21 protein-coding genes and 1 tRNA gene are annotated in these 25,973 nt (G+C 61.5%); 14 read left to right on the forward strand and 8 right to left on the reverse strand.

Annotated features, from left to right (window positions below; all coding sequences use genetic code 11):
- Positions 1 to 196: 196 nt before the first annotated feature.
- From CHU95_RS15210 to CHU95_RS15230, 5 genes are all read left to right on the forward strand, one after another.
- The gene (locus CHU95_RS15210) at positions 197 to 1,618 is read left to right on the forward strand and encodes an aminotransferase-like domain-containing protein (protein ID WP_165772199.1); all 1,422 of its coding nucleotides are present in this window, start codon (positions 197 to 199) and stop codon (positions 1,616 to 1,618) included.
- A gap of 203 nt (positions 1,619 to 1,821) precedes the next feature.
- On the forward strand, positions 1,822 to 2,979 hold the full coding sequence (locus CHU95_RS15215) for a phosphoserine transaminase (RefSeq protein WP_094457144.1): 1,158 nt from the start codon (positions 1,822 to 1,824) through the stop codon (positions 2,977 to 2,979).
- A gap of 125 nt (positions 2,980 to 3,104) precedes the next feature.
- Entirely contained in the window at positions 3,105 to 4,685 is a 1,581-nt protein-coding gene (gene serA / locus CHU95_RS15220; protein WP_094457145.1) for a phosphoglycerate dehydrogenase, read from the forward strand.
- 203 nt (positions 4,686 to 4,888) lie between these two features.
- Complete coding sequence (locus CHU95_RS23080) at positions 4,889 to 5,251, forward strand: methyl-accepting chemotaxis protein (protein ID WP_054167173.1); 363 nt, start codon at positions 4,889 to 4,891, stop codon at positions 5,249 to 5,251.
- 97 nt (positions 5,252 to 5,348) lie between these two features.
- Positions 5,349 to 6,584 (forward strand): TIGR03862 family flavoprotein, encoded by a 1,236-nt coding sequence (locus CHU95_RS15230; protein ID WP_094457146.1) that lies wholly within the window; start codon positions 5,349 to 5,351, stop codon positions 6,582 to 6,584.
- Positions 6,585 to 6,627: 43 nt separating this feature from the next.
- Here CHU95_RS15230 and CHU95_RS15235 read toward each other — a convergent pair whose 3' ends face one another.
- Positions 6,628 to 6,936, reverse strand: a complete 309-nt coding sequence (locus CHU95_RS15235) for a hypothetical protein (protein ID WP_094457147.1) — start codon at positions 6,934 to 6,936, stop codon at positions 6,628 to 6,630.
- Between the two features lie 9 nt (positions 6,937 to 6,945).
- Positions 6,946 to 7,266 carry a hypothetical protein gene (locus tag CHU95_RS15240; RefSeq protein WP_094457148.1) on the reverse strand — a complete coding sequence of 107 codons (321 nt, stop codon included), beginning with the start codon at positions 7,264 to 7,266 and terminating at the stop codon, positions 6,946 to 6,948.
- A 148-nt stretch (positions 7,267 to 7,414) separates the two neighbouring features.
- On the opposite strand from CHU95_RS15240, the gene CHU95_RS15245 reads away from it, so the two are divergent.
- From CHU95_RS15245 to lepB (CHU95_RS15265), 5 genes are all read left to right on the forward strand, one after another.
- Entirely contained in the window at positions 7,415 to 8,404 is a 990-nt protein-coding gene (locus CHU95_RS15245) for an esterase-like activity of phytase family protein (protein ID WP_094457149.1), read from the forward strand.
- An 82-nt stretch (positions 8,405 to 8,486) separates the two neighbouring features.
- Positions 8,487 to 9,731: a hypothetical protein gene (locus tag CHU95_RS15250; RefSeq protein ID WP_094457150.1), complete on the forward strand. Its 1,245-nt coding sequence runs from the start codon at positions 8,487 to 8,489 to the stop codon at positions 9,729 to 9,731.
- Between the two features lie 123 nt (positions 9,732 to 9,854).
- Positions 9,855 to 11,240 carry an RsmB/NOP family class I SAM-dependent RNA methyltransferase gene (locus tag CHU95_RS15255; protein WP_094457151.1) on the forward strand — a complete coding sequence of 462 codons (1,386 nt, stop codon included), beginning with the start codon at positions 9,855 to 9,857 and terminating at the stop codon, positions 11,238 to 11,240.
- 108 nt (positions 11,241 to 11,348) lie between these two features.
- Entirely contained in the window at positions 11,349 to 12,083 is a 735-nt protein-coding gene (gene lepB, locus CHU95_RS15260; RefSeq protein WP_165772200.1) for a signal peptidase I, read from the forward strand.
- A complete protein-coding gene (gene lepB, locus CHU95_RS15265) occupies positions 12,083 to 12,847 on the forward strand; it encodes a signal peptidase I (protein ID WP_094457153.1) in 765 nt (254 codons plus the stop codon). The genes lepB (CHU95_RS15260) and lepB (CHU95_RS15265) overlap by 1 nt, the downstream gene beginning before the upstream one ends.
- Positions 12,848 to 12,853: 6 nt before the next feature.
- Here lepB (CHU95_RS15265) and CHU95_RS15270 read toward each other — a convergent pair whose 3' ends face one another.
- Entirely contained in the window at positions 12,854 to 15,466 is a 2,613-nt protein-coding gene (locus CHU95_RS15270) for a glycosyltransferase (RefSeq protein WP_207762511.1), read from the reverse strand.
- 178 nt (positions 15,467 to 15,644) lie between these two features.
- Between CHU95_RS15270 and CHU95_RS15275 the strand changes: the two genes are divergently transcribed.
- The 4 genes from CHU95_RS15275 to CHU95_RS15290 all read left to right on the forward strand — a co-directional run bounded on the left by CHU95_RS15275 (position 15,645) and on the right by CHU95_RS15290 (position 20,949).
- Positions 15,645 to 16,085, forward strand: a complete 441-nt coding sequence (locus tag CHU95_RS15275) for an HIT domain-containing protein (protein ID WP_094457154.1) — start codon at positions 15,645 to 15,647, stop codon at positions 16,083 to 16,085.
- A gap of 293 nt (positions 16,086 to 16,378) precedes the next feature.
- Positions 16,379 to 17,128: a DNA repair protein RecO gene (recO, locus tag CHU95_RS15280; protein ID WP_094457155.1), complete on the forward strand. Its 750-nt coding sequence runs from the start codon at positions 16,379 to 16,381 to the stop codon at positions 17,126 to 17,128.
- 167 nt (positions 17,129 to 17,295) lie between these two features.
- Positions 17,296 to 19,560, forward strand: coding sequence for a DNA topoisomerase IV subunit A (gene parC / locus CHU95_RS15285; RefSeq protein WP_094457156.1), 2,265 nt, complete (start codon positions 17,296 to 17,298; stop codon positions 19,558 to 19,560).
- A gap of 144 nt (positions 19,561 to 19,704) precedes the next feature.
- Entirely contained in the window at positions 19,705 to 20,949 is a 1,245-nt protein-coding gene (locus tag CHU95_RS15290; protein WP_094457157.1) for a hypothetical protein, read from the forward strand.
- 8 nt (positions 20,950 to 20,957) lie between these two features.
- Here CHU95_RS15290 and CHU95_RS15295 read toward each other — a convergent pair whose 3' ends face one another.
- From CHU95_RS15295 to CHU95_RS15315, 5 genes are all read right to left on the reverse strand, one after another.
- The gene (locus CHU95_RS15295; protein ID WP_094457158.1) at positions 20,958 to 21,425 is read right to left on the reverse strand and encodes a hypothetical protein; all 468 of its coding nucleotides are present in this window, start codon (positions 21,423 to 21,425) and stop codon (positions 20,958 to 20,960) included.
- Between the two features lie 68 nt (positions 21,426 to 21,493).
- Positions 21,494 to 24,166 (reverse strand): type I DNA topoisomerase, encoded by a 2,673-nt coding sequence (topA, locus tag CHU95_RS15300; protein WP_094457159.1) that lies wholly within the window; start codon positions 24,164 to 24,166, stop codon positions 21,494 to 21,496.
- 49 nt (positions 24,167 to 24,215) lie between these two features.
- Complete coding sequence (gene dprA / locus CHU95_RS15305; RefSeq protein WP_094457160.1) at positions 24,216 to 25,352, reverse strand: DNA-processing protein DprA; 1,137 nt, start codon at positions 25,350 to 25,352, stop codon at positions 24,216 to 24,218.
- A 221-nt stretch (positions 25,353 to 25,573) separates the two neighbouring features.
- Positions 25,574 to 25,649, reverse strand: a tRNA-Phe gene (locus tag CHU95_RS15310).
- A 117-nt stretch (positions 25,650 to 25,766) separates the two neighbouring features.
- A complete protein-coding gene (locus CHU95_RS15315; protein WP_094457161.1) occupies positions 25,767 to 25,967 on the reverse strand; it encodes a DNA gyrase inhibitor YacG in 201 nt (66 codons plus the stop codon).
- Positions 25,968 to 25,973: the final 6 nt, after the last annotated feature.

Here is a 25,973-nt window from a genome sequence, read left to right on the forward strand (position 1 = left end):
CGCCTTCCGGTGAGGGGGACACATATAATTGTCCCTCTTGGTTTGCGACAATTGTCACCCTGTGCTGCGCTTGGGGTGGGTTGAACCCGTCACCATTCTTGGATATTCTGGGGACAATAAAGCGTCAATGTGCGGATTGTTACGGGCACCCATGCGGTGCAGGGGGACAATTTCCGCTCTTTCTGGGACCAGGCCGATGAATCAGCCCGCCACCGTCCGTTGGCAACCTGCCATCGCCCATCGTCCGGGCCCCCTGTACCGGGCCATCGCGGCGGCCCTGGCCGAAGATATCGGCAATGGCACCCTGCCGCCGGGCACCCGCCTGCCCACCCACCGCGATCTGGCCTGGGATTTGAAGGTAACGGTCGGCACCATCACCCGGGCCTATCAGGAAGCTGAACGCCAGGGTTTGATCGGCGGGGAGGTGGGGCGCGGCACCTTTGTACGCGATCCGCGCCGTCTGGTCGAACCGGTGGTGGAGTCGGGGGGTGGCCTGTTGGAGATGAATCTGGGTCTGATCGACCTGTCGGTGAACGCCACGGCGTTATGGCCCGATGCCCCGGCATTGACGGCGGCGACACAGGCGGTGGCCCTGCGTCCCGATCTGGTGTCGCTGATGTCCTACCAGACGCCGCTTGGCCATCATCGGCTGCGTGCTGCCATCGCCGATTGGCTGGCCGACAGCGCCGATCTTCATGTCGCCGCCGACCAGGTGCTGCTGGCTGTGGGCGGGCAGGGGGCCATGCTGACAGCTTTGTCGGCCGTGACACGGCCCGGCGATACGCTCCTGGTCGAACAGGTGACCTATCCTGGCCTGCGGGCTGTGGCCCTGCATCTTGGCCTGCGGCTGGTGCCGGTGGCCATGGATGCCGACGGACTGTTGCCAGACGCGGTGGAACAGGCGGCGCGCAGCCATGGTGCCCATGCGCTGTACTGTATGCCGACCTTGCAGAACCCGACCACTATCACCCTGTCACTGGAACGGCGTCGCGCACTGGTAGAGGTGGCGCGCCGTATCGGCCTGATGCTGATCGAAGATGATGTCTACGGGTTCTTGAAACAGCCATCGCCGCCGACGCTGCACAGCCTTGGGCCCGACGTGACGCTCTATGTCAGCAGTCTTTCCAAATCGCTGTTTCCCGGTCTGCGCACCGGCTTCATTGTCGGACCCCGGCCGTTATTTGACCGTCTTGCCACCATCCTGCGGGCCACCGTGCTGGCGCCGGCTCATCTGGGCACCGTGGTGGCCGCCGAACTCATCGACAGTGGAGAGGCGGGACGCATCGCCCAGCGCCGCCGCTGCCTGGTGGCCGAACGTCAGTCCCTGGCCCGCACAATCCTGTCCGGGCTTGACCTGTCGGGCAGCGATCCGGCGGTTACCCATCTCTGGCTGCCCCTGCCGGAAACGGTGCGGCGCGATGAACTGGTGCGGGGCGCGCTGGAACGTGGTGTCAAGATCACCGCTGCCGACGGCTTTGGCGTCGGCCGGGGGGAGGTACCGAACGCGGTCCGGATCTGCCTGATGGGTGTGGACCATTCCGCACAATTGGAAAAGGGCCTGTCGGTTCTTGACGGGCTGATCTCCAACCCGGTGGCCAGCGCTTCTGCCTGGGTGTGAACAGGTTTGATGGGTTCCGGCAGGGGTTTGACGGGGCGGGTACGGGCCACCTCCTAATTTTATTTCCCCTGCGCTGCCTGCACAGCAGCATTCCAATCCCTGCGCAGCGATGCCCCATTGACGGGCACCTTGCAAGCCCATAGCTTCGGCGGCGGGTCACACCCCCCCAACGGGGTGCTACTATTCTGGAAGGAATAGCCATAATGGCTGCGCCGAAGCCGGGCAATCGCCCCGCCAATCCGCAATTCTCGTCTGGTCCCTGCGCCAAGCGCCCCGGCTGGACGATCGACGCCCTGAAGGGCGCCCTGACGGGCCGCTCGCACCGCTCCAAGCCCGGCAAGGCCAAGCTGGAGCAGGTGATTACCCTCTCCAAAGAAATTCTGGGCATCCCCGCCGATTATCGGCTGGGCATTGTTCCCGCCTCTGACACGGGCGCCGTTGAAATGGCGATGTGGTCGTTGCTGGGGGCCCGTGGCGTCGACATGCTGGCCTGGGAAAGCTTCGGCAAGGATTGGGTCACCGACGTTGTTAAGCAGCTTAAGCTGACCGATGTCCGTCAGATGATCGCCGGTTACGGCGCACTGCCCGACCTCGCCGCCGTTGATTTCTCCCGCGATGTCGTCTTCACCTGGAACGGCACCACCTCGGGTGTGCGTGTCGCCAATGGCGACTGGATTGCCGCTGATCGTGAAGGTCTGACCATCTGCGACGCGACGTCCGCCGCGTTCGCCATGGACCTGCCCTGGGATAAGCTGGATGTCGTCACCTGGTCCTGGCAGAAGGTGCTGGGCGGTGAGGCGGCCCACGGCATGATCGCGCTGTCGCCGCGCGCCGTTGACCGGCTGCTGACCTACAAGCCGGCCTGGCCCCTGCCGAAGATTTTCCGCATGGCCAGCAATGGCAAGCTGTCGGAAGGCATCTTCAAGGGTGAGACGATCAACACCCCGTCGATGATCGCCGTCGAAGACGCGCTGGACGGCCTGAACTGGGCCCAATCCGTGGGTGGCCTGGAAGGGCTGATCGGCCGGTCGGAAGCCAACCTGAAGGCGGTGGCTGATTGGGTGGCCAAGACGGACTGGGTCGATTTCCTGGCCGACACGGTGGAAAGCCGTTCCTGCACCTCCATCTGCCTGAAGATTGTCGACCCCTGGGCGACCGAACAGCCGGCAGAGGCACAGGCCGAGATTGCCAAGAAGCTGACGTCGCTGCTGGAAAAGGAAGGCGTGGCGCTGGACGCCGGCTCCTATCGCGATGCCCCGCCGGGCATCCGCATCTGGGGCGGTGCTACCGTCGAGAATGCCGACATTGTGGCCCTGCTGCCCTGGCTCGACTGGGCCTATGAAACGGTCAAGGCTGGCTGATTGATGGTTGGGGACGGGTAACAATCCCCGTCCTCCCCTTATCCCTGATTTTCCTGAGCGCCCGTCGGCGGGGTCATGCATCCCCCTGATGACGTGCGGCGCCCTGTCCCGTGAAGGATACTCCCATGCCCAAGGTTCTGATTTCCGACAGCCTGTCCCCCCGCGCCGTTGAGATTTTCAAGGAGCGCGGCGTCGAGGTCGACGTTAAGGTCGGTCTGAAGCCGGACGAGTTGAAGGCCATCATCGGCGACTATGATGGCCTGGCCATCCGTTCCAACACCAAGGTGACCAAGGATATCCTGGCCGCCGCCACCAACCTGAAGGTTGTCGGCCGCGCCGGTATCGGCGTTGATAACGTCGACATTCCCGCCGCCACGGCCCGTGGCGTCGTTGTGATGAACACGCCGTTCGGCAATTCCATCACCACCGCCGAGCACGCCATCGCCATGATGTTCGCGCTGGCCCGTGAAATCCCGGCGGCCAACGCCTCTACCCATGCCGGCAAGTGGGAAAAGAACCGCTTCATGGGCGTGGAGCTGTTCGGCAAGGTGCTGGGCGTTATCGGCTGCGGCAATATCGGCGGCATTGTCGCCGACCGCGCCATCGGCCTGAAGATGAAGGTCATCGCCTTTGACCCGTTCCTGTCGCCGGAGCGCGCCACCGAAATCGGCGTGGAAAAGGTGGAACTGGACGATCTGCTGCGCCGCGCCGACTTCATCACCCTGCATACGCCGCTGACCGAGGCGACCAAGAACGTTCTGGACGCCAAGGCCCTGGCCAAGACCAAGAAGGGCGTGCGCATCATCAACTGCGCCCGTGGTGGCCTGATCGTGGAAGAGGCCTTGCAGGCCGCCATTGAGGCCGGCCATGTGGCCGGTGCCGCGCTCGACGTGTTCGCCGAAGAACCCGCCAAGTCTCACCCGCTGTTCGGCAATGAAAAGGTGGTGGCCACGCCGCACCTGGGCGCCTCCACGACGGAAGCGCAGGAGAATGTCGCGTTGCAGGTGGCCGAGCAGTTGGCCGACTATCTGGTCAATGGCGCCGTCGTCAACGCGCTGAACATGCCCTCGGTGACCGCAGAAGAGGCGCCGCGTCTGCGCCCCTACATGAAGCTGGCCGAACAGTTGGGTGGTTTTGTCGGCCAGTTGATTGATGGCAGCCTGAAGGGTGTGACCATCGAATATGAAGGCCAGGCTGCCGCGCTGAACACCAAGCCGTTGACCGCCATCGTGCTGAAGGGCCTGCTGGGCCCGCTGATGGAGTCGGTGAACATGGTCAATGCCCCCGTCATTGCCAAGGAGCGTGACATCAAGGTGGCGGAGACCAAGCGCACCGTGGATGGGGATTACCACACGCTGGTCCGCATCATCGTCACCACCGACAAGGGCACCAGCAGCGTTACCGGCACCCTGTTCGGTGGTGACAAGCCGCGTCTGGTCGAAATTGACGATGTGCCGATCGAAGCGGAGGTGACGCCCTTCATGCTGTTTGTCCGCAACGAGGACAAGCCGGGCTTCATCGGCAAGCTGGGCACGACGCTGGGCAATGCCAGCGTCAATATCGCCACCTTCCATCTGGGCCGCACGGCGCCGGGTGCCAACGCCATCTGTCTGGTGTCGGTTGATCAGAAGGTCGACGATGCCCTGCTGGCGACCATCCGCGCTCTGCCCAGCGTGGTGCGTGCAACCGAACTGACCTTCGCCTGATGGCCGCATCGGCGTAAAGGGCGTGGCTGGGGGGGGAGGGCATCTGTCCTCCCCCTTTCTGTTTGCCGCCTTCCTATCCGAAAGTGATGGGTTTGGTGGAAAATCGTAACCATGCCGTTCGATAGTTTGTGCTATGTAGTCTGTCGGACCCGGTGCTTCCGGGTCCATGATCTGACAACCCCAGAGACGCAAGGCCTTTGCAGATGAAGTACGGCAGCGAATCGAGCAATCTCTCCGGCGCTGGCAAGAGCGAGGTGTCCTCCGCCTTGCAGGAAATCAGCCGTGAACTGGAAGGCCTGCGGACCGAAATTGAGAAGGTCGGCACGGTGGCGCAGCAGATTGACGCCATTGCCAAGCAGACCAACCTCCTGGCCCTGAACGCCACCATTGAGGCCGCCCGTGCGGGTGAGGCCGGTAAGGGTTTCGCCGTTGTGGCCGGTGAGGTGAAGAACCTGTCGGGCCAGACCGCTGCGGCCACGGCCGAAATCTCCGCCGTGCTGCAGAGCCTGACCAAGCGCACCCAGCATCTGGGCCAGTTGGTCGAGCGTGCGATCACCCACGCCTGACCGCGTGTTGTGGCCGTGAAAAGGGCGGTGCCGGCGACGGCGCCGCCCTTTTCCATTGATGACCCTTCTTCGGCTTCACTCTGACGGAACCACCGGCATGACCCGCCCCATCCTGATCATCGGCGCTGGCCCTGCGGGCCTGATGGCGGCTGAAATCCTGGCTGGTGCGGGCTATGGGGTGGAAATCCATGACGCCATGCCCAGCCCGGCGCGCAAGTTTCTGATGGCGGGGCGCGGGGGGCTGAACATCACCCATTCCGAACCGCTGGACCGGTTTATCACCCGCTATGGTGCGGCCCGTCCCTTTATGGACCCGTTGATCCGCGCCTTTCCGCCGCTCGCGCTGCGGGACTGGTGCCAGGGGCTGGGGGTGGAAACCTTTGTAGGGTCTTCGGGTCGGGTTTTCCCGAACAGTTTCAAGGCTTCCATCTTGCTGCGTGCCTGGCTGAAACGGCTGGAAGGGCTGGGGGTACGCCTGTTTACCCGCCATCGCTGGGCTGGCTGGGCCGCAGATGGTGCCGTCCTTTTCGATACGCCCACGGGCCGGGTCGGCCTCCATTCCGCCGCCACGCTGCTGGCCATGGGGGGGGCCAGTTGGCCCCGGCTGGGGTCCGATGGCGGGTGGGCGCCGCTGCTGGCTGCGCGTGGCGTACCCCTGGCCCCGTTCCGCCCATCGAACAGCGGCTTTGACGTCGCCTGGTCACCTGGGTTCCTGGAACGGGCGGAAGGCCAGCCCCTGAAACGAATCGCCCTGACATTTCAGGACCGCACGGTGCCCGGTGAACTGGTGGTGACCCGCACCGGGCTGGAGGGGGGTGCGCTGTACGCCCTGTCTGCTCCGCTGCGGGAGGCGCTGGAACGTGATGGCCGGGCCACTCTTGCGATGGATCTGAAGCCGGACCTGACCCTGCCGCAGGTCCAGAACAAGCTGGCGCGGACCCCGCCGGCCGACAGTCTGGCCAACCGGCTGCGCAAGGGGCTGGCCCTGGGCCCCCCCATCGGCGCGTTGATCCGGGAATGTGCTGGTGATGCTGATCTGGGCCGTACCGCCGCCTTGGCAGCCCTGATCAAGGCACTGCCCGTGACCCTGTCGGGGCAGCGGGGCCTGGACCGGGCCATTTCCTCGGCCGGCGGCATCAAACTTTCAGCGCTGGATTCGAACCTGATGATCAGCGCCGTGCCGGGCACTTTTGCCTGTGGGGAAATGCTGGATTGGGAAGCGCCGACCGGTGGTTACCTGCTCCAGGCCTGCTACGCCACCGCCATCGCTGCCGCCAAGGGGGTTGCGCGTTTTCTCTCACATCCTTCCGGTGACGGCGGTAACCCCGGTTGACGATGGACCTCGGCCGGACGGTGACGTCCCCTGGACCCGGTGCTTACCCGAACAGCCGTGCAAAAAACCCCTTGGGCTTTTCCGGGGCCTTGGTGGTGGCCTTTTGCGGGCTGGTCGGTTTGCCCAGGACATATTCGCTGCGGAATCGCTCGAAATCTTCCTTGCGGCCGAACTTGAACAAGACCTTCAGCACATTGCTGCGCATGCCGGTATCGACGCTCATCTCTTCCTGCATGCCCAGGAATTCCAGAGCCCAAAGGCCCTTGATATTGGCGTTGATCCAGTCCTCGGCCTTTTCCATGTCGCCACGATTCTTGAATTTCATCGTGGTCTCAAAGCTATAGCTGTTCATGACCGGTCCTCAGTCAAACAGGTGCGACAGCACAACCAGGCCGACGATGATCGCGATCAGCGTCAGGACCGGATTGTTGCGCACGAAATCGTTCAGCGACGCCAGGATGGTCGGCATCGCGTCGAGTCCCCCCTTGTTGCCCGCTGGCGAAGGGGGGGGCTCGGTGTCGCGCGGCGGTGGCAGGGCCGCACCGGCACCGGCCAGCCGATCCTCCAAGGCTGCAAGTCGGGCCTCGATCCGCTCCAGTCTGGAGGTTTCGATGGCGGGATCAACCGGGGCCGGGACCGGGGTTGCGGGACCGGGATTTGACGTCAGTTCAGGATCACTCATCGCGCCAACCGCCTGTCATTCTGGCTACTGTTTTCGGACCAGCGGACAGGATAAACGTTTCGCAACCGCGATAGGAAGGGGGGACAGTGTCCCCCCATCCGATGGAGATAAGCCGATCTTCCTCTGGCCCCCTGAACGGAGTAGTTGAATGTCCGGTTGCTGGCGCCGTGTAGCGGCCACTCTGGGTCTGGCCCTGTCCCTGTCTGGCTGTGCCATCGGGCAGGACGGCCCGCCCTCGTCGCCGGTTGCGCTGCTGGAAGAGGCTGCGGCCCCTGTGCGGGCCGGTGAACTGGTCTGGCGCGGCACCCTGCATCTGCGCGATGCCAGTCCGGATTTTGGTGGCCTGTCCGCCTTGCGGGTCAGCCCCGATGGCAGCCAGTTTGTGGCGATCAGCGACCGGGGCAAACGGATTGCCGGCCGGCTGCGCTATGACCGCGATGGTCGTTTGGCCAGCGCTGGCGACTTCAGCATCGCCGCGCTGCGGGGTGCCGACGGACAGGCACTGCCGGGCCTGTTCAACGATACCGAGGGGCTGGCACTGATCGGCCCCTGGCCGGGCGATGGGTGGGCCGTGTCCATGGAACGCCGCCATTCCATCCTGCGCTATCCGCCATCGCTGGCCGGGCCGCCGGCGGTACTGCTGGACACCCCGGCGGCCTTCGCTGATTTGCCCTTTAATGCCGGGATTGAGACTTTGTTGGCCCTTGCCGATGGCCGGCTTCTGGCCATCGCCGAACAGGATATCGGGCAGGGGCAGCATCGCGCCTGGGTCGGGGGCGCTGATGGCTGGGTGGACCTTACCTATCAGGCCCTGTCCCCCTTCCTGCCGGTTGACGCGGCGCGCTTGCCTGATGGTGGCATCCTGGTGCTGGAACGGCGGGCTGGTCTCTTGGGTGGCTGGGGCAGCCGTATCGTGCATTTGAATTCTGCCAATCTGGCAGCAGCATTGCGGCCGGGCGGGGTGTTGCAGGGGCGGGAGATCGCCCGCCTCAACCCGCCTATGGCGACCGAAAACTATGAAGGTATCGACACTCGCCCGCTGCCCGATGGCGGCATCGCCATTTATCTGCTGTCGGACAATAACTTCAAACCCGTGATCCAGCGCACGCTGCTGACCCTGTTCGACTGGCGACACTGAAATGGGTAACCACAAAATAATGGAAAATAATCCTAACGCCAGATAGGATAATGGTCTCGCATCCCATTATCGGTGGCGCCCCATGTCCTCGCTCGGTCACAATCCCTTTGATACGGATCATCACACCCTGACACCGCAACAGCAGGCGGAGGCCTGGTGGCGCGGGTCCTCTGACCGGCATGTCCGGCCTTATAGCGAAGATGTCAGCTTCGCGGCCTGCGGCCATCTGCTGGAAGGATATAATTCCCGGAAAGCCGATGAAGTCACCTGGGCCAAGATCGCTTTCCACCTCGCCGCCGGGGTGCCGATCATCAAGATCGCCGAACATTACAAACTGTCACGCACCACCATCTGGCGGGCGCTCTCGCAATCCCACAATCTGCGGCGGCGTGTGGCCGAAGAACGCGCCCTGATGCGGCGGGAGGCGGACAGCCGGTTTGTGGCCATGCGGGAACTGGTTGTGGACACGCTGTACAGGGCGGTTGCTGACGGCAATATGCGCGCCACCCTCTGGGCTGCTGACCGTCTGGGCTTGGGCGCCGAACTCTTACAGCAGGCCGAAAAGCCGCCCAAACCCGGCTATGCTCGTATCCCTGCCGGCTGGTTCCCCGGTCCACAGGATGCCGCCAGGATCATGGCCGATCTCGATGCGGCGCCCGGTACAAGGGTACCTTTGCCTGTGCCGGAAGAATCGCCCACCGCCCCGCCGCCGGCAAGGGCCCGCTATCGCGGTCCCATTCGCCCCGGCGGCCGGGTGCCTGCCGATGACAGTCCCGCCGGTCCTGACCCCACCCCACCGCCTCGTGTGCTGTCCGATCCTGCCCCGGACCCGCTCAGCCCCCGGCTTGCGGCAACCCATCCCGATCCCCAACCGGAGATCACGCCGGAATCGGTACCTGCTACCCTGGCCATGCCCGACCCGGTGCCCCCGCTGCCGTCGCCGGATGCCGATCCCCTGGGTCAATCCGCCGATCCGCTGCCGGACTTTCCGGCTTGCCTGCGTTGGCGCCGGCGTCCCCGCCGGAAGATCACAGCATCGGCCCCGCCAGCCCCGCACCATGCTGGCCCCTCGCTGCGTCTGAAACGCGGCTCCTATTCCATCCGTCGCCGCCCTGCGGTGCGCTTGTTGGTCTGGATACTCCATAACCGTCTGCCTTTGGCTGACGGTGTCGATAGTGCGGCCGGGCTGTCGGCGGCGCGCTGGGCCCTGCGTGCCCGCTGGCTGGCCTGGGGCGATAAGCCGCCTATGGACCTGTGCGACCGCAACGATCTCCCGTTCCACCATGTTTCACAGCGGCGCCGGGCGGGAAGGGACGGGGGATATTGACCCGACCCGTCCCCTCCCACCGGCCAAGAGGGGCAGCCATGGTCGCCCGGCACTTCCACGACGCCCTGCGCGGCCCTATAGTCGCCGGCTTTACCAGTGCTGCCAGTATCGAGAAGACACGCCATGACCCCCGCCGCCCGTTTGGCCACCGCGACTGATCTGCTTGCCGAGGTGATGGACACCCCGCGTCCGGCCGATGCCGTCACCAGCGCCTTTTTTCGCGCTCGCCGGTATATCGGGGCCAAAGACCGGGGGGAAATCGCGTCGCTGGTCTATGGCGTGATGCGCCATTGGGCGCGGCTGCATTGGTGGCTGGAACGGGTGAACCACATGCCCGATCCGCGCGCCCTGGTCATTGCCGACTGTATCCTGGCCGGGGGCCGCACGGCCGATGCCGTGGCGGGCCTGTTCAATGGCGCCAAGTTCGCCCCCGCCCCCCTGTCGGATCGTGAGCGCAAGCTGATCCGGGCGCTGGACACCCGCACCTTGAACCATCCTGACCAGCCGGAAGCGGTTCAGGCCGAGGTGCCGGAATGGGCCGAAGCGTCGATGCGCGCCACCTTTGGCGATCGTTTCCTGGCCGAAGCCTCGGGCATGCTGGGTGAAGCGCCGCTGGACCTGCGCGTGAACCCCGTGAAGGGCACGCGCGAGGACGCCATCAAGGCGCTGGCCGACGCCGGGATCAAGGCCACGCCCACCGACCTGTCGCCCGTGGGCCTGCGTCTGGCCGGTCGCGCCCCTGTTATGGCGCTGGACGCGTATAAGTCCGGCATGATCGAGATCCAGGATGAAGGTTCGCAACTGGTGGCCTTTATGGCCGATGCCCAGCCTGGCATGCAGGTCGTGGATTTCTGCGCCGGGGCCGGCGGCAAGACGCTGGCCATCGCCGCCATGATGGAAAATAAGGGGCGTGTGGTGGCAACCGACGTTCTGGAAGGCCGTCTGACCCGCGCCAAGGAACGTTTCCGCCGCGCCGGCCTGCACAATATCGAAACCCGGGCCATCAAGACCGAACGCGATCCTTGGGTGAAGCGCCACAAGGGCAAGTTTGACCGGGTGGTGGTGGATGCGCCCTGCTCGGGCACCGGGACCTGGCGCCGTAATCCTGATAGCCGTTGGCGTCCCCTGGGGCCGGGATTGGTGGAATTGCTCCCCTTGCAAGCCAGCATCCTGGACAGTGCCGCCCGTCTGGTCCGCCCTGGCGGGCGCGTGGTCTATGCCACCTGTTCGGTCCTGCGGGAGGAAAATGAGGGTCAGGTGGAGGCCTTTCTGGCATCGCATCCGGATTTTGCCCTGGTCCCTGTGCCTTCTGCCTGGCCCGCGGCCTGGGGAAAGCCACCCGTTGGCACCGACATGCTGCGCCTGACGCCGCTGCGACATGACACGGATGGCTTCTTCGCCGCCGTGCTGGAACGCCGTGCCGATGCTCCCGTGGCGGAAGCGGGGGCGGACGAAGGCGAGGTCGTGGTGCCGGAAGGTGGCCCGGCGACGGCGCAGCCCCCTGCGTGAAAAGGCCTCAGACCATAGGACCCCGGACCCGCCATGCTGGCGGATGATTGACCATGAACAGAGCCGCGGGCATGGTGTCGGCACTGTTTTCCGTGAGGAGGAATGGCTTTGCGCGCAGTTGTTAAGGAATGGGCAGGTCTGGTCGGTTTTGTTGCTGGCTTCTACCTCGTCATCAACACGCTGCTGTTTGCGGGCTTCCATGTCCCATCGGAAAGCATGCTGCCCACCTTGAAGGTGGGTGACCAGTTTTATGCGGCCAAATATGCTTATGGTTACAGCCGCTTCTCCACCAGTTTTGTGCCGCTGCCGGTCGGCGGTTCGGCCCGCTTCCCCGACATCACGCCCGAACGTGGCGACATTGTGGTATTCCGCTTGCCATCGACGGAAGAAGATTATGTGAAGCGGGTGATTGGTCTGCCGGGTGACACGGTGCAGGTCACCGCCGGCCGGCTCTACATCAATGGGACCGAAGTACCGCGCGAAAAAACCCGTGACTATGCTTACCGCGACAATGGCGGCATGGTGGTGCAGGTGACGGAATATACCGAAACCCTGCCCAATGGCCGCAAACACCTGATCGTTGAACAGCGGGATGACGGTTTTGCCGACAATACGCCTGAATATAAGGTCCCGGACGGCCATCTGTTCATGATGGGTGATAACCGTGATAACTCGCAGGACAGCCGTTATCTGCGTCAGGTCGGTTATATCCCTGTTGAACGCGTGCTGGGGCGTGTCTCCATGGTCGCGTTTGCCCGCAAATCCTGCAGCGAAGAACCCGGCCTGATCTGCCCCGGTGGTGGCTGGTCTGACCGTCTGTTCCGCTGGGTGGCGGCGGATTGATGGCGGGGACGGAAGGCCAGGGCGCGGCGACCGTCAAACCACGGTCAACATTGCGGGAATGGACCAGCAGCATCGCCCTTTTCGGTGGGGCCTATCTGCTGGTCAATACCTTCCTCTATCAGGGTTTTTATGTCCCTTCGGAAAGCATGTTGCCCACCCTGACCGTGGGTGATCAGTTCTATGCGGCCAAATATCCCTATGGCTACAGCCGCTTTTCTACCCCTTTTGTGCCTTTGCCCATAGGCGCAGGCCGGGTCCTGGGTGACCTGCCCGAACGCGGCGACATTGTCGTCTTCCGCAAGGCAGGCGAAGAAAGTGATCTGGTCAAGCGGGTGGTTGGTTTGCCCGGTGACCGGCTGCAATGGCTGGACGGGCGGCTTTATATCAATGGCGCGCTGGTGGCACGGGAAAAGCTGCGCGACATCACCTATCGCGCCCATTCCGGCACCATCGTGACGGCCAGCGAATATCAGGAAACCCTGCCCGGCGGTCGCCGTCACCTGATCCTTGAGAATACCGACGCCGGCATGGCCGATAACACCCCGGAATATATCGTGCCCGACGGTCACCTGTTCATGGCCGGCGACAACCGTGACAATTCCGGTGACAGCCGTTTTCTGAACGATGTCGGTTATGTGCCGCTGGAACGCGTGCTGGGCCGCGTCTCCACCGTTGCCTTCACCCGCAGCGGCTGTGCGGCGGAAGAAGGTCTCACCTGCCCCGGTGGGGGATGGTGGGATCGCTTCTTCCGCTCGGTCAAATGATCGGGCTTACTCCGCCGCCGCCGGGGCCGTCGGTCCTTCTTCCTGCTTGGGCATGGGCAGGCCATTGATGGTGGCCACGGCCAGGGCCGCGATATAGGGCAGGGACTGGACGACCAGCATGGCCGACCAGATATAGGCGTCGCGATTGTCGCCGCCTTCTTTCCAGCCCACGGCAAAGGCTGTGACCCACAGGGCCAGCATCAGCATGACCTCTTCCTTGGCATGCAGGAAGCCCTGGATCAAAGCCGGCTGATCCTCACATTTGGGCGTGCGCACAAACGGACGCCCCTCGGTGAAAAGCCCGGTCCAGACAGCGCGGCCCACCGTATGGGTCAGGGCCATGCCGGCGACGGCGGCATTGACCTTGTCCAGAAAGCCGCACTTGACCCGCGCCGCATAAAGCCAGAGGCCGCAGGCCACCTTGAAGAAAAATACCCCCAAGGTCGGCATGATGAAGACGGTGGGCGGGAATTCAAAATATTTGGGCGCGAACAGCAGACCCAGCGACCAGAAGATGCCCCCGACCACGAACAGCATATGGGCCGCATCGGCAAACCAGGGCAGCCAGCCGGTGACAAAATGGTATTTCTGGCCAAAGGTCAGCGTCTTGCCGCTGGGCAGGAATTCCCGCCAATGCCGCTTGATGATCTGGACCGCGCCATAGGCCCAGCGGAAGCGCTGCGTCTTGTACCCGGCAAAGCTGTCCGGGACCAGACCCTTGCCGAAGCTGTCGGGCATATAGACACTTTCCAGCCCCTCCTCGAACAGGCGCAGGCCCAGTTCGGCATCTTCGCAGATACACCATTCGGCCCACCAGCCCACCCGCTTCAGGATGGAGGTGCGGATCAGGGTCATGGTGCCATGCTGGATGATGGCGTTGCGCTCATTACGCTGGACCATGCCGATATGGAAAAAGCCCTGATATTCCCAGTTGATCATGCGATGGAAGGGATGGATCTGCCAGTCGCGGTAATCCTGCGGGCTCTGGACGAACGCGACCTTCGGGCTCTCGAAATAGGGAATGGTGGAGGATAGCCAATCTGGCGTGACCTGATAATCGCTGTCGATGACGCCCACGACCTCAGCATCGGGCGCGGTAACCGCCAGCCCGAAATTCAAGGCACCGGCCTTGTATCCCGGCCATTTCGCCAGATGGAAGAAGCGGAAATGCGGGCCCAGCTTGGCGCAATGCGCCTCCAGCGGCTTCCACACTTCCTCATCCTTGGTGTTGTTGTCGATGACCAGCACCTCGAAGTTGGGATAATCCATCTTCGCCAGCGCGTTCAGCGTCTCGATCACCATATGTGCCGGCTCGTTATAGCAGGGCACATGGATGGAGACCTTGGGGTAATAGCCGCTGGTATTGACCTTCACGGGCGTGAATTTTCGCTTCCAGCGGTCGGTCCACACCACCTCCGTCAGTTCCAACCCGTCGATCAGAACGACGATCAGCAGCAGGATCTGCGCACAGATCAGGATCAGAAAGGCCACGAAGGACATGGTGTTCATGCCCGTCGTCATCGCCTCCGTCGCGGTCCAGACCAGACCCGACGCGATCCCCTGAATGAGCGCGCCATAGAAGAGCTGCCCGGCAGGCTTCAGATCATCGCGCGCCAGCACAAACCAGAACATGGGGATAAAGGCCAGAAGCGTGGCGATGGCGCAGAGAACCGGCCAGCCCGGCACCTCGAACACTCCACCTTCCATGGGGAATTTCATCTGGCGATGGGTATCCCAGATGCCCCAGTTAGCCTCCGCTTCGCCGCCGATCTGCCGCTTCCATGGCTGGTCGAATCCTTCCATGATGTAATAGTCCCAGCGGTTCTCACCGGCTAGGTTCAGGAAATTGCGGATGAACTGGGCCTGGTTTACCAGGCTGGCCTGTGCCCCGCCCCGATAGGGACCGTCTGACGGCCAGCCAGCTTCCCCGATCAGGATATGTTTGTCCGGGTACTTTGCCCGTACCTCATCATAGCCACGGCGAACCTGATCCATGGCCTGTTCGATGGGCACCTTTTCCCAATAGGGCAGCAGGTGGATGGTGATGTAATCGACTGCCTGCGCCAACTCGGGATATCTGATCCAGACATAGGGCGGTTCGGCGGTGGAAACGGGGACATCCATCTGCCGTTTGACGCGCTGGATATAGTCGATCAGGGCCTCGACCTCCAGATCGCCTCGATACATCACCTCATTGCCCACCATCACGCGGGTGACGTTTTTGTTGGCCCGGGCCAAACGGACAAGGGAGTTGATTTCCTGCTCGTTCTTGCCCAGATCGCCGGAAATCCAGGCGCCGGCCGTCACATCCAGATCATGCTTGGCAGCCAGTTCTGGAATCACCTCCAACCCATCGGTGACCGTATAGGTGCGGATGGATCGGACAAACGGAGCGACGACCGCCACATCGCGCTCCATATCAGCGCGGCTTGGGTGACGACCATCTTGCGGGTTTTGATGTTCTTGATAGGGGCTGAAGGCCACACCGGAGATGGTACCCGACCATAGTTTCTCAGGTGTGGTGGGCCGGTTGGACAGAGCCCAGGCCCCGATATTGCCCAGGACCAGCAGCAACAGCACCAACCAGGCCGAAGCCCGCATTTTCAAAATCTTGCCCATCGTTCCTGTCTTGCCCCTGGACACCACCCGCCAGGAATGGCGGCTGGTCAGCTTCTGGCAGCCGTTTCTGGTATTTTTATGAAAAGCGCAATGGCCATCCGTTGTGACAGGTCTCAGCATAGCGCAGCCGGCCCATCTTGGTATAGACCGGGCAGGGAGCCAGGGCGGATGTAAGGTGATGGATACTGGATTCGATTTGGATGCGCGACTGGTGAAGGATACAGCGTCCTTGGGTGACTGGCCCCTGTCGCGCGTGCTGCTTATGCGCAATCGCCTGTTCCCCTGGCTCATTCTTGTGCCACGCCGAGCGGGAGCAGTGGAAATACACCGCCTGTCCCCCGACGATCAGGGGCTGCTGTCGCGGGAGGCATCCGCCGCTGCTCGTGTGCTTGAGCGCCTTTGCCAGCCTGACAAGATCAATACCGGCGCCCTGGGTAATGTCGTTTCGCAGCTTCACATTCACGTGGTGGCGCGACGGCGCGATGATCCGGCTTGGCCGGGCCCGGTCTGGGGCTGTGGGCTGCACACCGACTACGGCCTGGACGAGTTATCGGCGCTGGCTCACCGACTGTGTAATGCACTCCATGCCGAGATCCCGCTCATACCGGAACCATCATGACCGGCCCTGGACTCCAAAGGGATTTCAGAGAAAGTCGTGGACGCCGGCGCGTCTGGGTGGTCACGGTGACCATGACGTTCCCTTCCCCTAGACCATCATCGGCCCCTTGGGGTGCTGGCCCATTGTGTCCTTCTCTGGTCCGGAGCTGTTCTTCGGCCACCTTTTGTAGCCAGATCAGGTCTTCCGGGTGAACCCGGCTCAGCCATTTGAAAGGCGATCTGGCTTCGTTGGCCGGCGAATGCCCAATCCATGCCTCTTAACGGCTTCCTGTTCTTTGTAATAGACTTGAACGTATGGACTGGAATGATCAAGCGATCCTGCTTTCCGCACGACCGTATGGAGAAAGCGCCGCATTGGCGCTTCTGCTAACACGCGATCATGGTCGGCACGCGGGACTACTGCACGGTGGGCAGTCGGCCCGATACCGCGCGCTGTTGGAACCTGGCAATCTGCTGACGGCAGGTTGGCGGGCACGGGTCGCCGACCAGTTGGGGAGTTGGTCTCTGGAAGTGGAGCGGGCCTATGCGGCGCCGTTCCTCGACGACCCACAGCGACTCGCTTGTTTGGCATCAGTTTGTGCATTGCTGGACGGGCTGCTGGCCGACCGGGAACCGCACCCGGGTCTTTTCGGCGCCACAATAGCCTTGTTCGAGGCTTTATCGACGGATGTCTGGGCCGAGGTCTATGTGCGGTGGGAAATTGGCCTCTTGGAGGAGGTGGGTTTCGGCCTTGATCTTTCCCGCTGCGCCGCCAGTGGTCAGGCGGCATCAGACCTCTTCACCGGCAATGACAGATTATCCCATGTCAGTCCACGCACGGGGCGCGCTGTTTCGGCGTCAGCAGCGGAACCCTACAAGAGCAAGCTTCTTCCGCTGCCGCCTTTCCTGCTGGGTTTATCCGAAGGCGGCCCGGAAGAGGTTCAGCAAGGTTTGGCCCTGACGGGCCATTTCCTGGAACATAGGGCCTTTGCCCAACGTCATGTAGAAGTGCCGTCGGCCCGTGTTCGGTTTGTTGAGCGCTATGCCCGAATTCATCGCCCATGACCGGGCGCAACTGATTGCCGGAGGTACTGGGTGTTGATGAGGGTTTTTCTTACCCTAGTTGGGTTGGGTGTCATTCTTTGGACGGATTACCGCGCTTGATGGCAGAGCCCCGTTAAACCTCATAGGCAGTATAGAAATCGCCCTTCGGCATCTGGTATGGATAGACTATGACCGACGCTGCCACCGAAATCCTGGACAAGCGCCTCGCCGAAGCTCTGGGCGAACGTTATCTGTCCTATGCACTCTCGACAATCGTATCCCGTTCGCTACCTGATGTGCGCGACGGCCTGAAGCCGGTGCATCGACGAATTCTTTTTGCGATGAGCCAGCTAAAGCTGGACCCGAACACTATGCCCAAAAAGTCGGCGCGTGTTGTCGGCGACGTCATCGGCAAGTTTCATCCTCATGGTGACCAGTCAGTTTATGATGCGCTGGTTCGTCTGGCCCAGGACTTCGCCAGCCGCTATCCGTTGGTGGAGGGGCAGGGTAACTTTGGTAATGTTGACGGCGATAATGCCGCGGCGATGCGATATACCGAAGCCAAGCTCACGGAGGTCGCCAAGGCCCTTATGCTGGGTCTTGACGAAGACGCGACCGATTTCCGCCCTACCTATGACGGTGACGGGTTGGAACCGATGGTGCTACCCGCAGCGTTTCCCAACCTACTGGCCAATGGTTCAGCGGGTATTGCCGTCGGCATGGCGACCAGCATCCCGCCGCACAATGTCGGGGAAATCTGCGGTGCTTTGAACCTTATCATCGAACGCGAATTGCTGCCCGCTCCAGAAAAGCGCCGTCCCGTGGGCGTGGATGAACTGGTGAGCTGGGTGAGGGGGCCAGATTTCCCCACAGGCGGTGTCCTGGTGGAGCCGCGCGCTAATATTATTGAGGCGTACCGTACGGGCCGCGGCTCCTTTCGTCTGCGCGCTCGCTGGACAAAGGAAGCCCTGGGCCAGGGTACATGGCAGGTGGTTGTTACTGAGATACCCTATCAGGTTCAGAAGTCTCGTCTTGTTGAGAAGATTGCAGAGTTGCTGGCAGAGCGAAAATTGCCGCTCCTTGACGATGTGCGCGATGAGTCTGCCGAGGATATTCGCCTTGTGCTGATCCCCAAGAGCCGGAATGTTGATCCAGCGGTGTTGATGGAGCAATTGTTCCGCAATACGGATCTGGAAATTCGGTTCAGCCTGAATATGAATGTTCTGGATGGCGGCACCATACCGCGCGTGATGACGCTGCATGAGGTGTTGACCGCCTTCCTGGCTCACCGCCAGGAAGTCTTGATCCGCCGCTCACGCTATCGCTTGGCTGAGATTGAGCATCGGCTAGAGGTGCTGGGCGGCTATCTGATCGCTTATCTGAACCTGGATGAGGTTATCCGGATCATCCGGGAGGAGGATGAGCCGAAGAAGGAGTTGATGCGCGTTTTTCAGCTCTCTGATGTCCAGGCTGAAGCGATCTTGAACATGCGGCTGCGCTCTTTGCGCCGCTTGGAAGAATTCGAGATAAAGAAAGAGCACGATACCCTGTCGGCAGAGAAGGCTAAGCTGACCGACTTGTTGGCGGACGAGGGTAAACGGTGGAAATCCATTCGCGCCGAAGTGCAGCAGATGGATAAGAAGTTCGGTCGCTCCACCGCCTTAGGGGAACGTCGGACGGAAGTTGGGGATGTACCCGCCGAGATTGTTGTGCCGGTTGAAGCGATGATCGAGCGGGAACCCTTGACTGTGTTCCTGTCAGAAAAGGGCTGGATTCGCGCCGTGTCGCGCCATCTTACCTCCGCAGAGGTGGCCGATGCCAAGTACAAGGATGGCGATGCAGAACGCTTCGTCCTGCGCGTACAGACCACCGATAAACTGTTGGCTTTTGCTTCGAACGGAAAATTCTACACGCTAGGGGCCGACAAGCTTCCGCGCGGGCGTGGCTTCGGAGAACCGGTACGTCTAATGGCAGATTTCGGCGACTCCGAAATCATTGCCCTCTTCCCGCATGTACCTGGGCAGAAGCTGATCGTCGCCAGCAGTGATGGCCGGGGTTTCCAGGTTGAAGCCGATGAGGTCTTGGCCCAGACGCGAGCCGGCAAACAGGTCTTAAACCCATCCGATGATGGTGTTGCTGCATTGGTCATTCCGGTAGAGGGCGACGCGGTGGCGGTCATCGGCAATAACCGAAAGCTTTTAGTGTTTAAGCTGGATGAGTTGCCGCTCATTACGCGTGGCAAGGGTGTGGCTTTGCAAAAATACAAAGATGCCAGCTTGGCTGATGTTAAAAGTTTCAATCTCACCGAGGGCCTGTCCTGGAAGCTGGGGGGGGCAGAAGGACGTATCCGTACTGTTGCCATGCCGGAACTGGCCGGTTGGATCGCTTTTCGCGGAACCCAAGGAAAGATGCCGCCAACGGGTTTCCCTCGGAACAACAAGTTTACTGACTAATCTATTGCCCGCGTCATTTGCGCTGAGGTCGGTAACGCACAAGGCGTGCATTTCCGCACCTTCCGGATAGATGTTCGCGCTGGCTTAAATGTGCGTAAGCTTTCTTCGTGTGCTGGCCCTAAGACCGGCAGGAAGGGAGTGATTATGCGCCTTGTCACGATGGCTAGGCGCCTGCTGACGGTAGCAACTGTCCTGGTCGGCTCCGCCGCGCAGACGCACGCCACAGAGGTTATTCGGGTTCTGACCAATATCGCGCCCCCTTACCAGGAAATGGTGGGCGGTAACCTCGACGGTACCTCTACGCGGGCCTTTAACTGCGTTATGGATCGGATGAACCATCGCTATCAAGTTGCCTTAGCGCCTTGGCTCCGTGCGCGTGAGCAGGTGCGGATGGGTCTGGCGGATGGCGTCTTTTCTATTGCTCCGGATATAGATGGCGACAGTCCGGAAGGAAAGTTTTCACTGCCTCTGGCGCTTGAACGCTGGGTCTGGGTTACGTCTGTGGGCGGTGGCACTTTACCTGTAGAGGTCCGCCCCGGTTTACCGGTCGCCGCTGTCCTTGGTTCTAATCAGTTGAAGTTTCTGGCCGCACAAGAAGCTATCACCGACGGGAGTGCACGTTCCGCGACACAGTTGCTGCGTATGCTGGCCGGCGGTCGGGTCGCGGCAGTCCTTATGGATGAAGCAGAACTCCGTTTTGCCTGGAAGGAAGCCAATATCAACCCCGCTTACCTGAAGGTTACCTTTCAACGTTACATGCCGCTTGGTGTATATTTCTCCAAGACCTTCCTTGCGGCGCATCCTGGTTTCTTGGAACGTTTCAATGCCAAGGTACCACATTGCGCCGCCGCTAACATGTCCTTGACTGCCGGTGAGCGCCGGATCGCAATAGAGGCGGCTCAGCAGGTGCGTGATCAGGTTCTCGCATCTCCATTGCTGATTTCGTCTTTGCAAGCCTCTTGGGCTATCGATGGCGCAAAGTCGGTCCAGCAAATCATGGATGAGGACCATCGATTCCAGAAAAACCGGGCAAATCCAAACGAGCCGCTGGTTAGTTCGGTTGTTGATCATCCGCTGTCTGACGCATTCACCAGGATCCGGCGCGAGAGCGGTGGTGCTGTCTCAGAAATATTATTGTTCAATGCTGCCGGTGTTGCGGTCGCGTCTAGCCCACTGTCCACCGATTTATGGCAAGCTGATGAACGAAAATTTTCAATGACTGTACCTAATGGTCCAGACACCGTTTTTGTGGACAATATAGCCTTTGATCAATCCACTAGTCAGTTCAGCGTACAGATCAGCTTTACTATTCCTGGAACGAAACCGGGTACGGTAATTGGGGGTCTTACAGTCGGATTAAATATCGAAAAGACGCTGACTGGTTCCTGATGATCGACTTATCTTTCCGTTAGGTCAGGTCGACGATCTGCGTCTGTTTGAAAGCGGTCCCGGACATCATTGCGGCGCTTTGCTTCCATGTCGCTCCCAGATACAGCAATGGACATGGCAAAGCCTGTGTCGGGGCAGGGGTTGGGGGCATAGCCACGGGCCAGGGCCTTGTCATCCTTACCATAATCCAGCCGCGCCCCTGCATAGGTGCCGCTGACCCCACCCATGACGACGCCGGCCTCCACCGTCTTGCGCACCCGGCACTTGGATTCCTGCTGGGCCTGTTGCGTTTCGGCCACTGGTACGCCCTGGCTATAATCGGGCAGGGTCCGGGACGTGGGCCCACCGCCGACCGGTTGGGCCTCTGGTTTCTTCTCCAGCAGGGTGAAGGTGTTGGTTGATGTGGTCTGCTCCCCCGCCGTCGCCGAGAAGGCGATGATCGACAGGACTAAGCCTGCTAGAAACAAGGTACGCATGGGGCCCTCCAGGGTGATGATACCCTTTACACGGCTGAACGTGGTTCACCCTGTCTTTCTTTCCAAGCCTATACCTTAGCCTTCTTTAGCGCTGGCTTTTTTGCCGCGGCAGTCGCTTTCTTCGCTGCCGGCTTCTTGGCCGCCGCCGCCTTTGGTGCTGCAGCCTTCTTGGCCGGTACCTTCTTCGGTTTTTCCTCGGCCTCCGCCTCCGGCGCAGCGCCCTTTTTGATGCTGTCCTTTGCCGCCTTTGCCGCCAGCAGCTCCACCGCCTGTTCCAGGGTCAGGGTATCGGCGTTATAGGCCTTGGTAATGCTGGCAAACAGCTTGTTATGCTTCACATAGGGACCGAAGCGACCGGAGCCGATGGAAATGGGCTTACCATCCTTGGGATGGTTGCCCAGTTCGCGCCCCGCTACGGCCTTCTTCACCGGGCCATCGCCCAGCAGCACGACGGCCCGGTTCAACCCGATCGTCAGCACATCATCGTCGGGCGGGATGTTTTTATAGGCATCGCCATGCTTTAGATATGGCCCGAACCGCCCGATACCGGCTTGGATCTCCTGGCCTGAGGATGGATGCGTACCTAGCGAGCGCGGCAGGGACAGCAACGCCAGGGCGATAGTCAGGTCCACGTCTTGGGGATTCAGGCCACGGGGCAGGGAGACGCGTTTTGGCTTCTCCGCCTTGGTCGCCGCCTCTCCCAGCTGGACATAAACGCCATAGGGCCCGCGTTTCATCACCACATTCTGGTTCGTCTCTGGATCGACGCCCAGATCGCGGTCTGCATCCGCCTCTGCGTCTTCGCCCGCCACGGCCAGTGGGCGGGTGTAGCGGCAGTCCGGATAGTTGGAACAGCCAATGAATGCGCCCGTCTTGCCCAGCTTCAGTGACAGCCTCCCCGACCCGCATGTGGGGCAAACGCGCACGTCGATCTTCTGCCCCTCGGCATCAAACCGGTCGGGAAAGAAATGCGGCCCCAGCGCCTCGTCCAGGGCGTTCAGCACCTGCGTAATGGTCAGGTCTTTGGTCTCATCAATGGCGGCATGGAAATGCTTCCAGAACTCGCGCAGCACATCCTTCCAGAAGATGCGCCCACCCGAAATATCATCCAGCTTCTCTTCCAGCGCTGCCGTGAAATCATACTGGACATAGCGGTTGAAGAAGTTCTCAAGGAAGCTGGTGACCAGCCGCCCGCGATCTTCCGGCTCGAACCGCCTTTTCTCCAGCCGCACATAATTGCGCTCCTGTAAAACCTGCAGGGTGGAGGCATAGGTTGAGGGGCGGCCGATGCCCAGCTCTTCCATCTTCTTGACCAAACTCGCCTCGGTATAGCGCGGCGGCGGCTGGGTGAAATGCTGGTCGGATTTAAGCGCACCGCGCGTTAGGTCGTCACCATCCTTCATTGGTGGCAGGCGGCGATTTTCCTCATCCTCGCCATCATCATCTTTGTCTTCCTGATACACTTTCAGGAAGCCGTCGAAGCGAATAATGGAGCCGGTGGCGCGGAAAACGGCTTCGGCTCCCTTAGACATGATATCGACAGTGACCTGATCCATGATGGTGCTGGCCATCTGGCTGGCCACCGTGCGCTTCCAGATCAGCTCGTACAGGCGCAGTTCATCCTTATCCAGATAGCGCGAGAGTTGGTCTGGCCGCTTGAAGAGGTCGGTCGGTCGGATGGCCTCGTGCGCTTCCTGGGCGTTCTTGGCGGCGGTCTTGTAGATGCGGGGCTTTTCCGGGACGTAATTGTTGCCCCAGGTCTGGTCGATCAGGCGCCGCGACCCGTCAATGGCCTCCTGGCTCAACGACACGCCATCGGTACGCATATAAGTGATGAGACCGACCGTCTCCCCGCCAATATCCACACCCTCATACAGTTTCTGGGCGGTGCGCATGGTCTTGACGGCGCCAAAACCTAGCTTGCGGCTGGCTTCCTGCTGCAAGGTGGAGGTGGTGAAGGGTGCATAGGGGTTACGCTTCACCTCCTTGCGTTCCACGCGGCCAACCTTGAACAGCATGGGGCGGATGCGGGCTAGGGCGGCTTCTGCCGCAGCCTTGTCGCCCAGGCTGAACTTCTCCAGCCGCTTACCGTCAAGCTGGGTCAGGCGTGCCGTGAACGTAGAACCGTCATGGGTTTTGAACTCCGCCTCGATGGTCCAGTATTCCTGCGGCTTGAACGCCTCAATCTCGGCCTCGCGTTCACAGATCAGCCGCAGGGCCACCGATTGCACGCGGCCTGCGGACTTCGACCCTGGCAGTTTGCGCCATAGGACCGGCGACAGGTTGAAACCTACCAGATAGTCCAGTGCGCGACGGGCCAGATAGGCTTGGACCAGTTCTTGATCCACATCGCGCGGCTTGCCGATGGCGTCCAGAACGGCACTCTTGGTGATCTCATTGAAGGTGATGCGGCGGATTTCCGCCTTGCCGGCCAACCGCTTTTCTTTCAGCAGCTCATGCACATGCCAGGCGATGGCTTCACCTTCGCGGTCAGGGTCAGTGGCCAGGAAAACACGACTGGCCCCTTTGACGGCGCGAGCGATCTCATCAACATGACGTTTGGATCGGTCACCCAGTTCCCAATCCATCTCAAAATCCTCTTCGGGGCGCACCGACCCGTCCTTGGGCGGAAGGTCACGCACATGCCCGAAACTGGCCAGGACAGTAAAATCCTGGCCGAGGTATTTGTTGATGGTCTTGGCCTTGGCCGGGGATTCGACGATGACGACACTGCCAGCCACTGAAGGACCCGCCTTTTAATCAATAGGGACACCGGAGGGCGGAACAGGATCAGATCAGGCTGACCTGCCCACCGGGATGGCGCTGCAGACGTCCCGCCAGTTCCAGTTCCAGCAGAACGGTCATCACCACCCCGGCAGACAATTGGCAGCCGCGGACCACTTCGTCAATGAGAACCGGGGAGGGGGATAGGCACTCCGCCACCTGACGGCGCGCTTTTTCCAGTTCTGCTTCATCTTCGCGGGTCGGACTGTTGGGCCGAAACAGCGCGCCTGCCGGCTCGCCTAGGGGGCGGTGGAAGGCGCCTCTCAGGTGGCTGATGACGTCTTCGGCATTCTCGATCAGCCCCGCGCCTTCCTTGATCAGGCGGTTGCATCCCTGCGCGCGCGGGTCCAAGGGCGATCCTGGCACGGCAAACACATCGCGCCCCTGTTCGGCGGCAAAGCGGGCAGTAATCAGCGATCCCGACTTCAACGCTGCCTCTACCACCACCACGCCCAACGACAGGCCGGAGATCAGCCGGTTGCGCCGGGGGAAATGCCGCGCTTGCGGCTCTGTGCCCAGGGGTGATTCGGCCAGAACGGCCCCACGCTGCACAATATCGCGATATAGGCCGTCATTTTCTGGCGGGTAGACGATATCCGCTCCGCCCGCCACAACCGCCACCGTTCCGCCACCCGCCGCCCCGCCGGCCAGTGCCCCCTGGTGGGCTGCCGTATCAATGCCGCGCGCCAGTCCCGATACAACGGTGAACCCTGCCTCCGCCAGATCACGGCCTAGTCTTTCGGCCATTTTGCGCCCAACTATGCTGGCATTACGTGCGCCAACGATCGCCACACAGGGACGCAACAGTAACGCAGGGAAGCCGAGCAGGGTCAGCACCGGCGGCGCATCATCCAACGCCGTCAGTGGCTCTGGATATTCGGGCTCTCCGCGGAACAGCCACCGAGCACCCATCCGGTCCAGCGTCGCCGCTTCGCGTTCGACCTCTGACTTTTCCGGAATGCGTAAGGGTGCGTTTCTCCCGCCGCGTTTCGCGAGGTCCGGTAGGGCTGCCAACGCCGCAGTGGCCGTTCCGAACCGTTCCATCAGCCTCAGAAATGTCACCGGGCCAACATTCTCCGCTCGGATCAGTCGGACCCGGTCGATACGCTCTACAAAGGGTAGGGGTGAGAGTGAAAATTGCATGAACCTATGGTTCTGCAATTATGTAAAAGTGTCAACGGCGATAGATTACGTTTTCAAAAGTCACAGGCGCTCGTATTTCAGAAGGGATACAACGCTAAAACTCGTTTAACTATGGCACGATGACGCTGGGTCAGAATGCCAACGTCATACACAGCTTGCGGGCCACCAAAGCTGTCGCTGTGGCGTCATTGTCAAAAATTGAAGTTCCGGGGGTTAAGAAGTGGTGCCCAGGGACGGAATCGAACCGCCGACACGGGGATTTTCAATCCCCTGCTCTACCGACTGAGCTACCTGGGCACACCGTACTTCGTACTCACCGGGGCGTTTGTTTTTCACCGGCGCCCGGTGTGGTGCGCCTTATAGACAAGGCATTCAGGGCTGTAAAGCATTGAATTGCGCTTCTGTGTAATTTTTTCAGCGGCCTTCATCATCGTCCGCCGTGTCCTCTACGGGCACGCGATAGACCTCGCCCAGCCAGCGGTTCAGGTCCACATCCGCGCAGCGCTTGGAACAGAAGGGCCGGAATTCCAGCGCCGGTGCGCGCCCGCAGATGGGGCAGGCAGCAGTCTTTTTGGGCTTTCGCAGCGCGGACAGGTCGATGGGATCGTCACTCATCAGCAG

Origin of the sequence: Niveispirillum lacus (assembly GCF_002251795.1) — a bacterium.
Classification (GTDB): Bacteria; Pseudomonadota; Alphaproteobacteria; order Azospirillales; family Azospirillaceae; genus Niveispirillum; species Niveispirillum lacus.

Coding starts and splice junctions, on each gene's coding strand:
- CHU95_RS15210 (WP_165772199.1), top strand. CDS start 197: ATGAATCAGCCCGCCACCGTCCGTTGGCAACCTGCCATCGCCCATCGT.
- CHU95_RS15215 (WP_094457144.1), top strand. CDS start 1,822: ATGGCTGCGCCGAAGCCGGGCAATCGCCCCGCCAATCCGCAATTCTCG.
- serA (WP_094457145.1), top strand. CDS start 3,105: ATGCCCAAGGTTCTGATTTCCGACAGCCTGTCCCCCCGCGCCGTTGAG.
- CHU95_RS23080 (WP_054167173.1), top strand. CDS start 4,889: ATGAAGTACGGCAGCGAATCGAGCAATCTCTCCGGCGCTGGCAAGAGC.
- CHU95_RS15230 (WP_094457146.1), top strand. CDS start 5,349: ATGACCCGCCCCATCCTGATCATCGGCGCTGGCCCTGCGGGCCTGATG.
- CHU95_RS15235 (WP_094457147.1), bottom strand. CDS start 6,936: ATGAACAGCTATAGCTTTGAGACCACGATGAAATTCAAGAATCGTGGC.
- CHU95_RS15240 (WP_094457148.1), bottom strand. CDS start 7,266: ATGAGTGATCCTGAACTGACGTCAAATCCCGGTCCCGCAACCCCGGTC.
- CHU95_RS15245 (WP_094457149.1), top strand. CDS start 7,415: ATGTCCGGTTGCTGGCGCCGTGTAGCGGCCACTCTGGGTCTGGCCCTG.
- CHU95_RS15250 (WP_094457150.1), top strand. CDS start 8,487: ATGTCCTCGCTCGGTCACAATCCCTTTGATACGGATCATCACACCCTG.
- CHU95_RS15255 (WP_094457151.1), top strand. CDS start 9,855: ATGACCCCCGCCGCCCGTTTGGCCACCGCGACTGATCTGCTTGCCGAG.
- lepB (WP_094457153.1), top strand. CDS start 12,083: ATGGCGGGGACGGAAGGCCAGGGCGCGGCGACCGTCAAACCACGGTCA.
- CHU95_RS15270 (WP_207762511.1), bottom strand. CDS start 15,466: ATGGGCAAGATTTTGAAAATGCGGGCTTCGGCCTGGTTGGTGCTGTTG.
- CHU95_RS15275 (WP_094457154.1), top strand. CDS start 15,645: ATGGATACTGGATTCGATTTGGATGCGCGACTGGTGAAGGATACAGCG.
- recO (WP_094457155.1), top strand. CDS start 16,379: ATGGACTGGAATGATCAAGCGATCCTGCTTTCCGCACGACCGTATGGA.
- parC (WP_094457156.1), top strand. CDS start 17,296: ATGACCGACGCTGCCACCGAAATCCTGGACAAGCGCCTCGCCGAAGCT.
- CHU95_RS15290 (WP_094457157.1), top strand. CDS start 19,705: ATGCGCCTTGTCACGATGGCTAGGCGCCTGCTGACGGTAGCAACTGTC.
- CHU95_RS15295 (WP_094457158.1), bottom strand. CDS start 21,425: ATGCGTACCTTGTTTCTAGCAGGCTTAGTCCTGTCGATCATCGCCTTC.
- dprA (WP_094457160.1), bottom strand. CDS start 25,352: ATGCAATTTTCACTCTCACCCCTACCCTTTGTAGAGCGTATCGACCGG.
- CHU95_RS15315 (WP_094457161.1), bottom strand. CDS start 25,967: ATGAGTGACGATCCCATCGACCTGTCCGCGCTGCGAAAGCCCAAAAAG.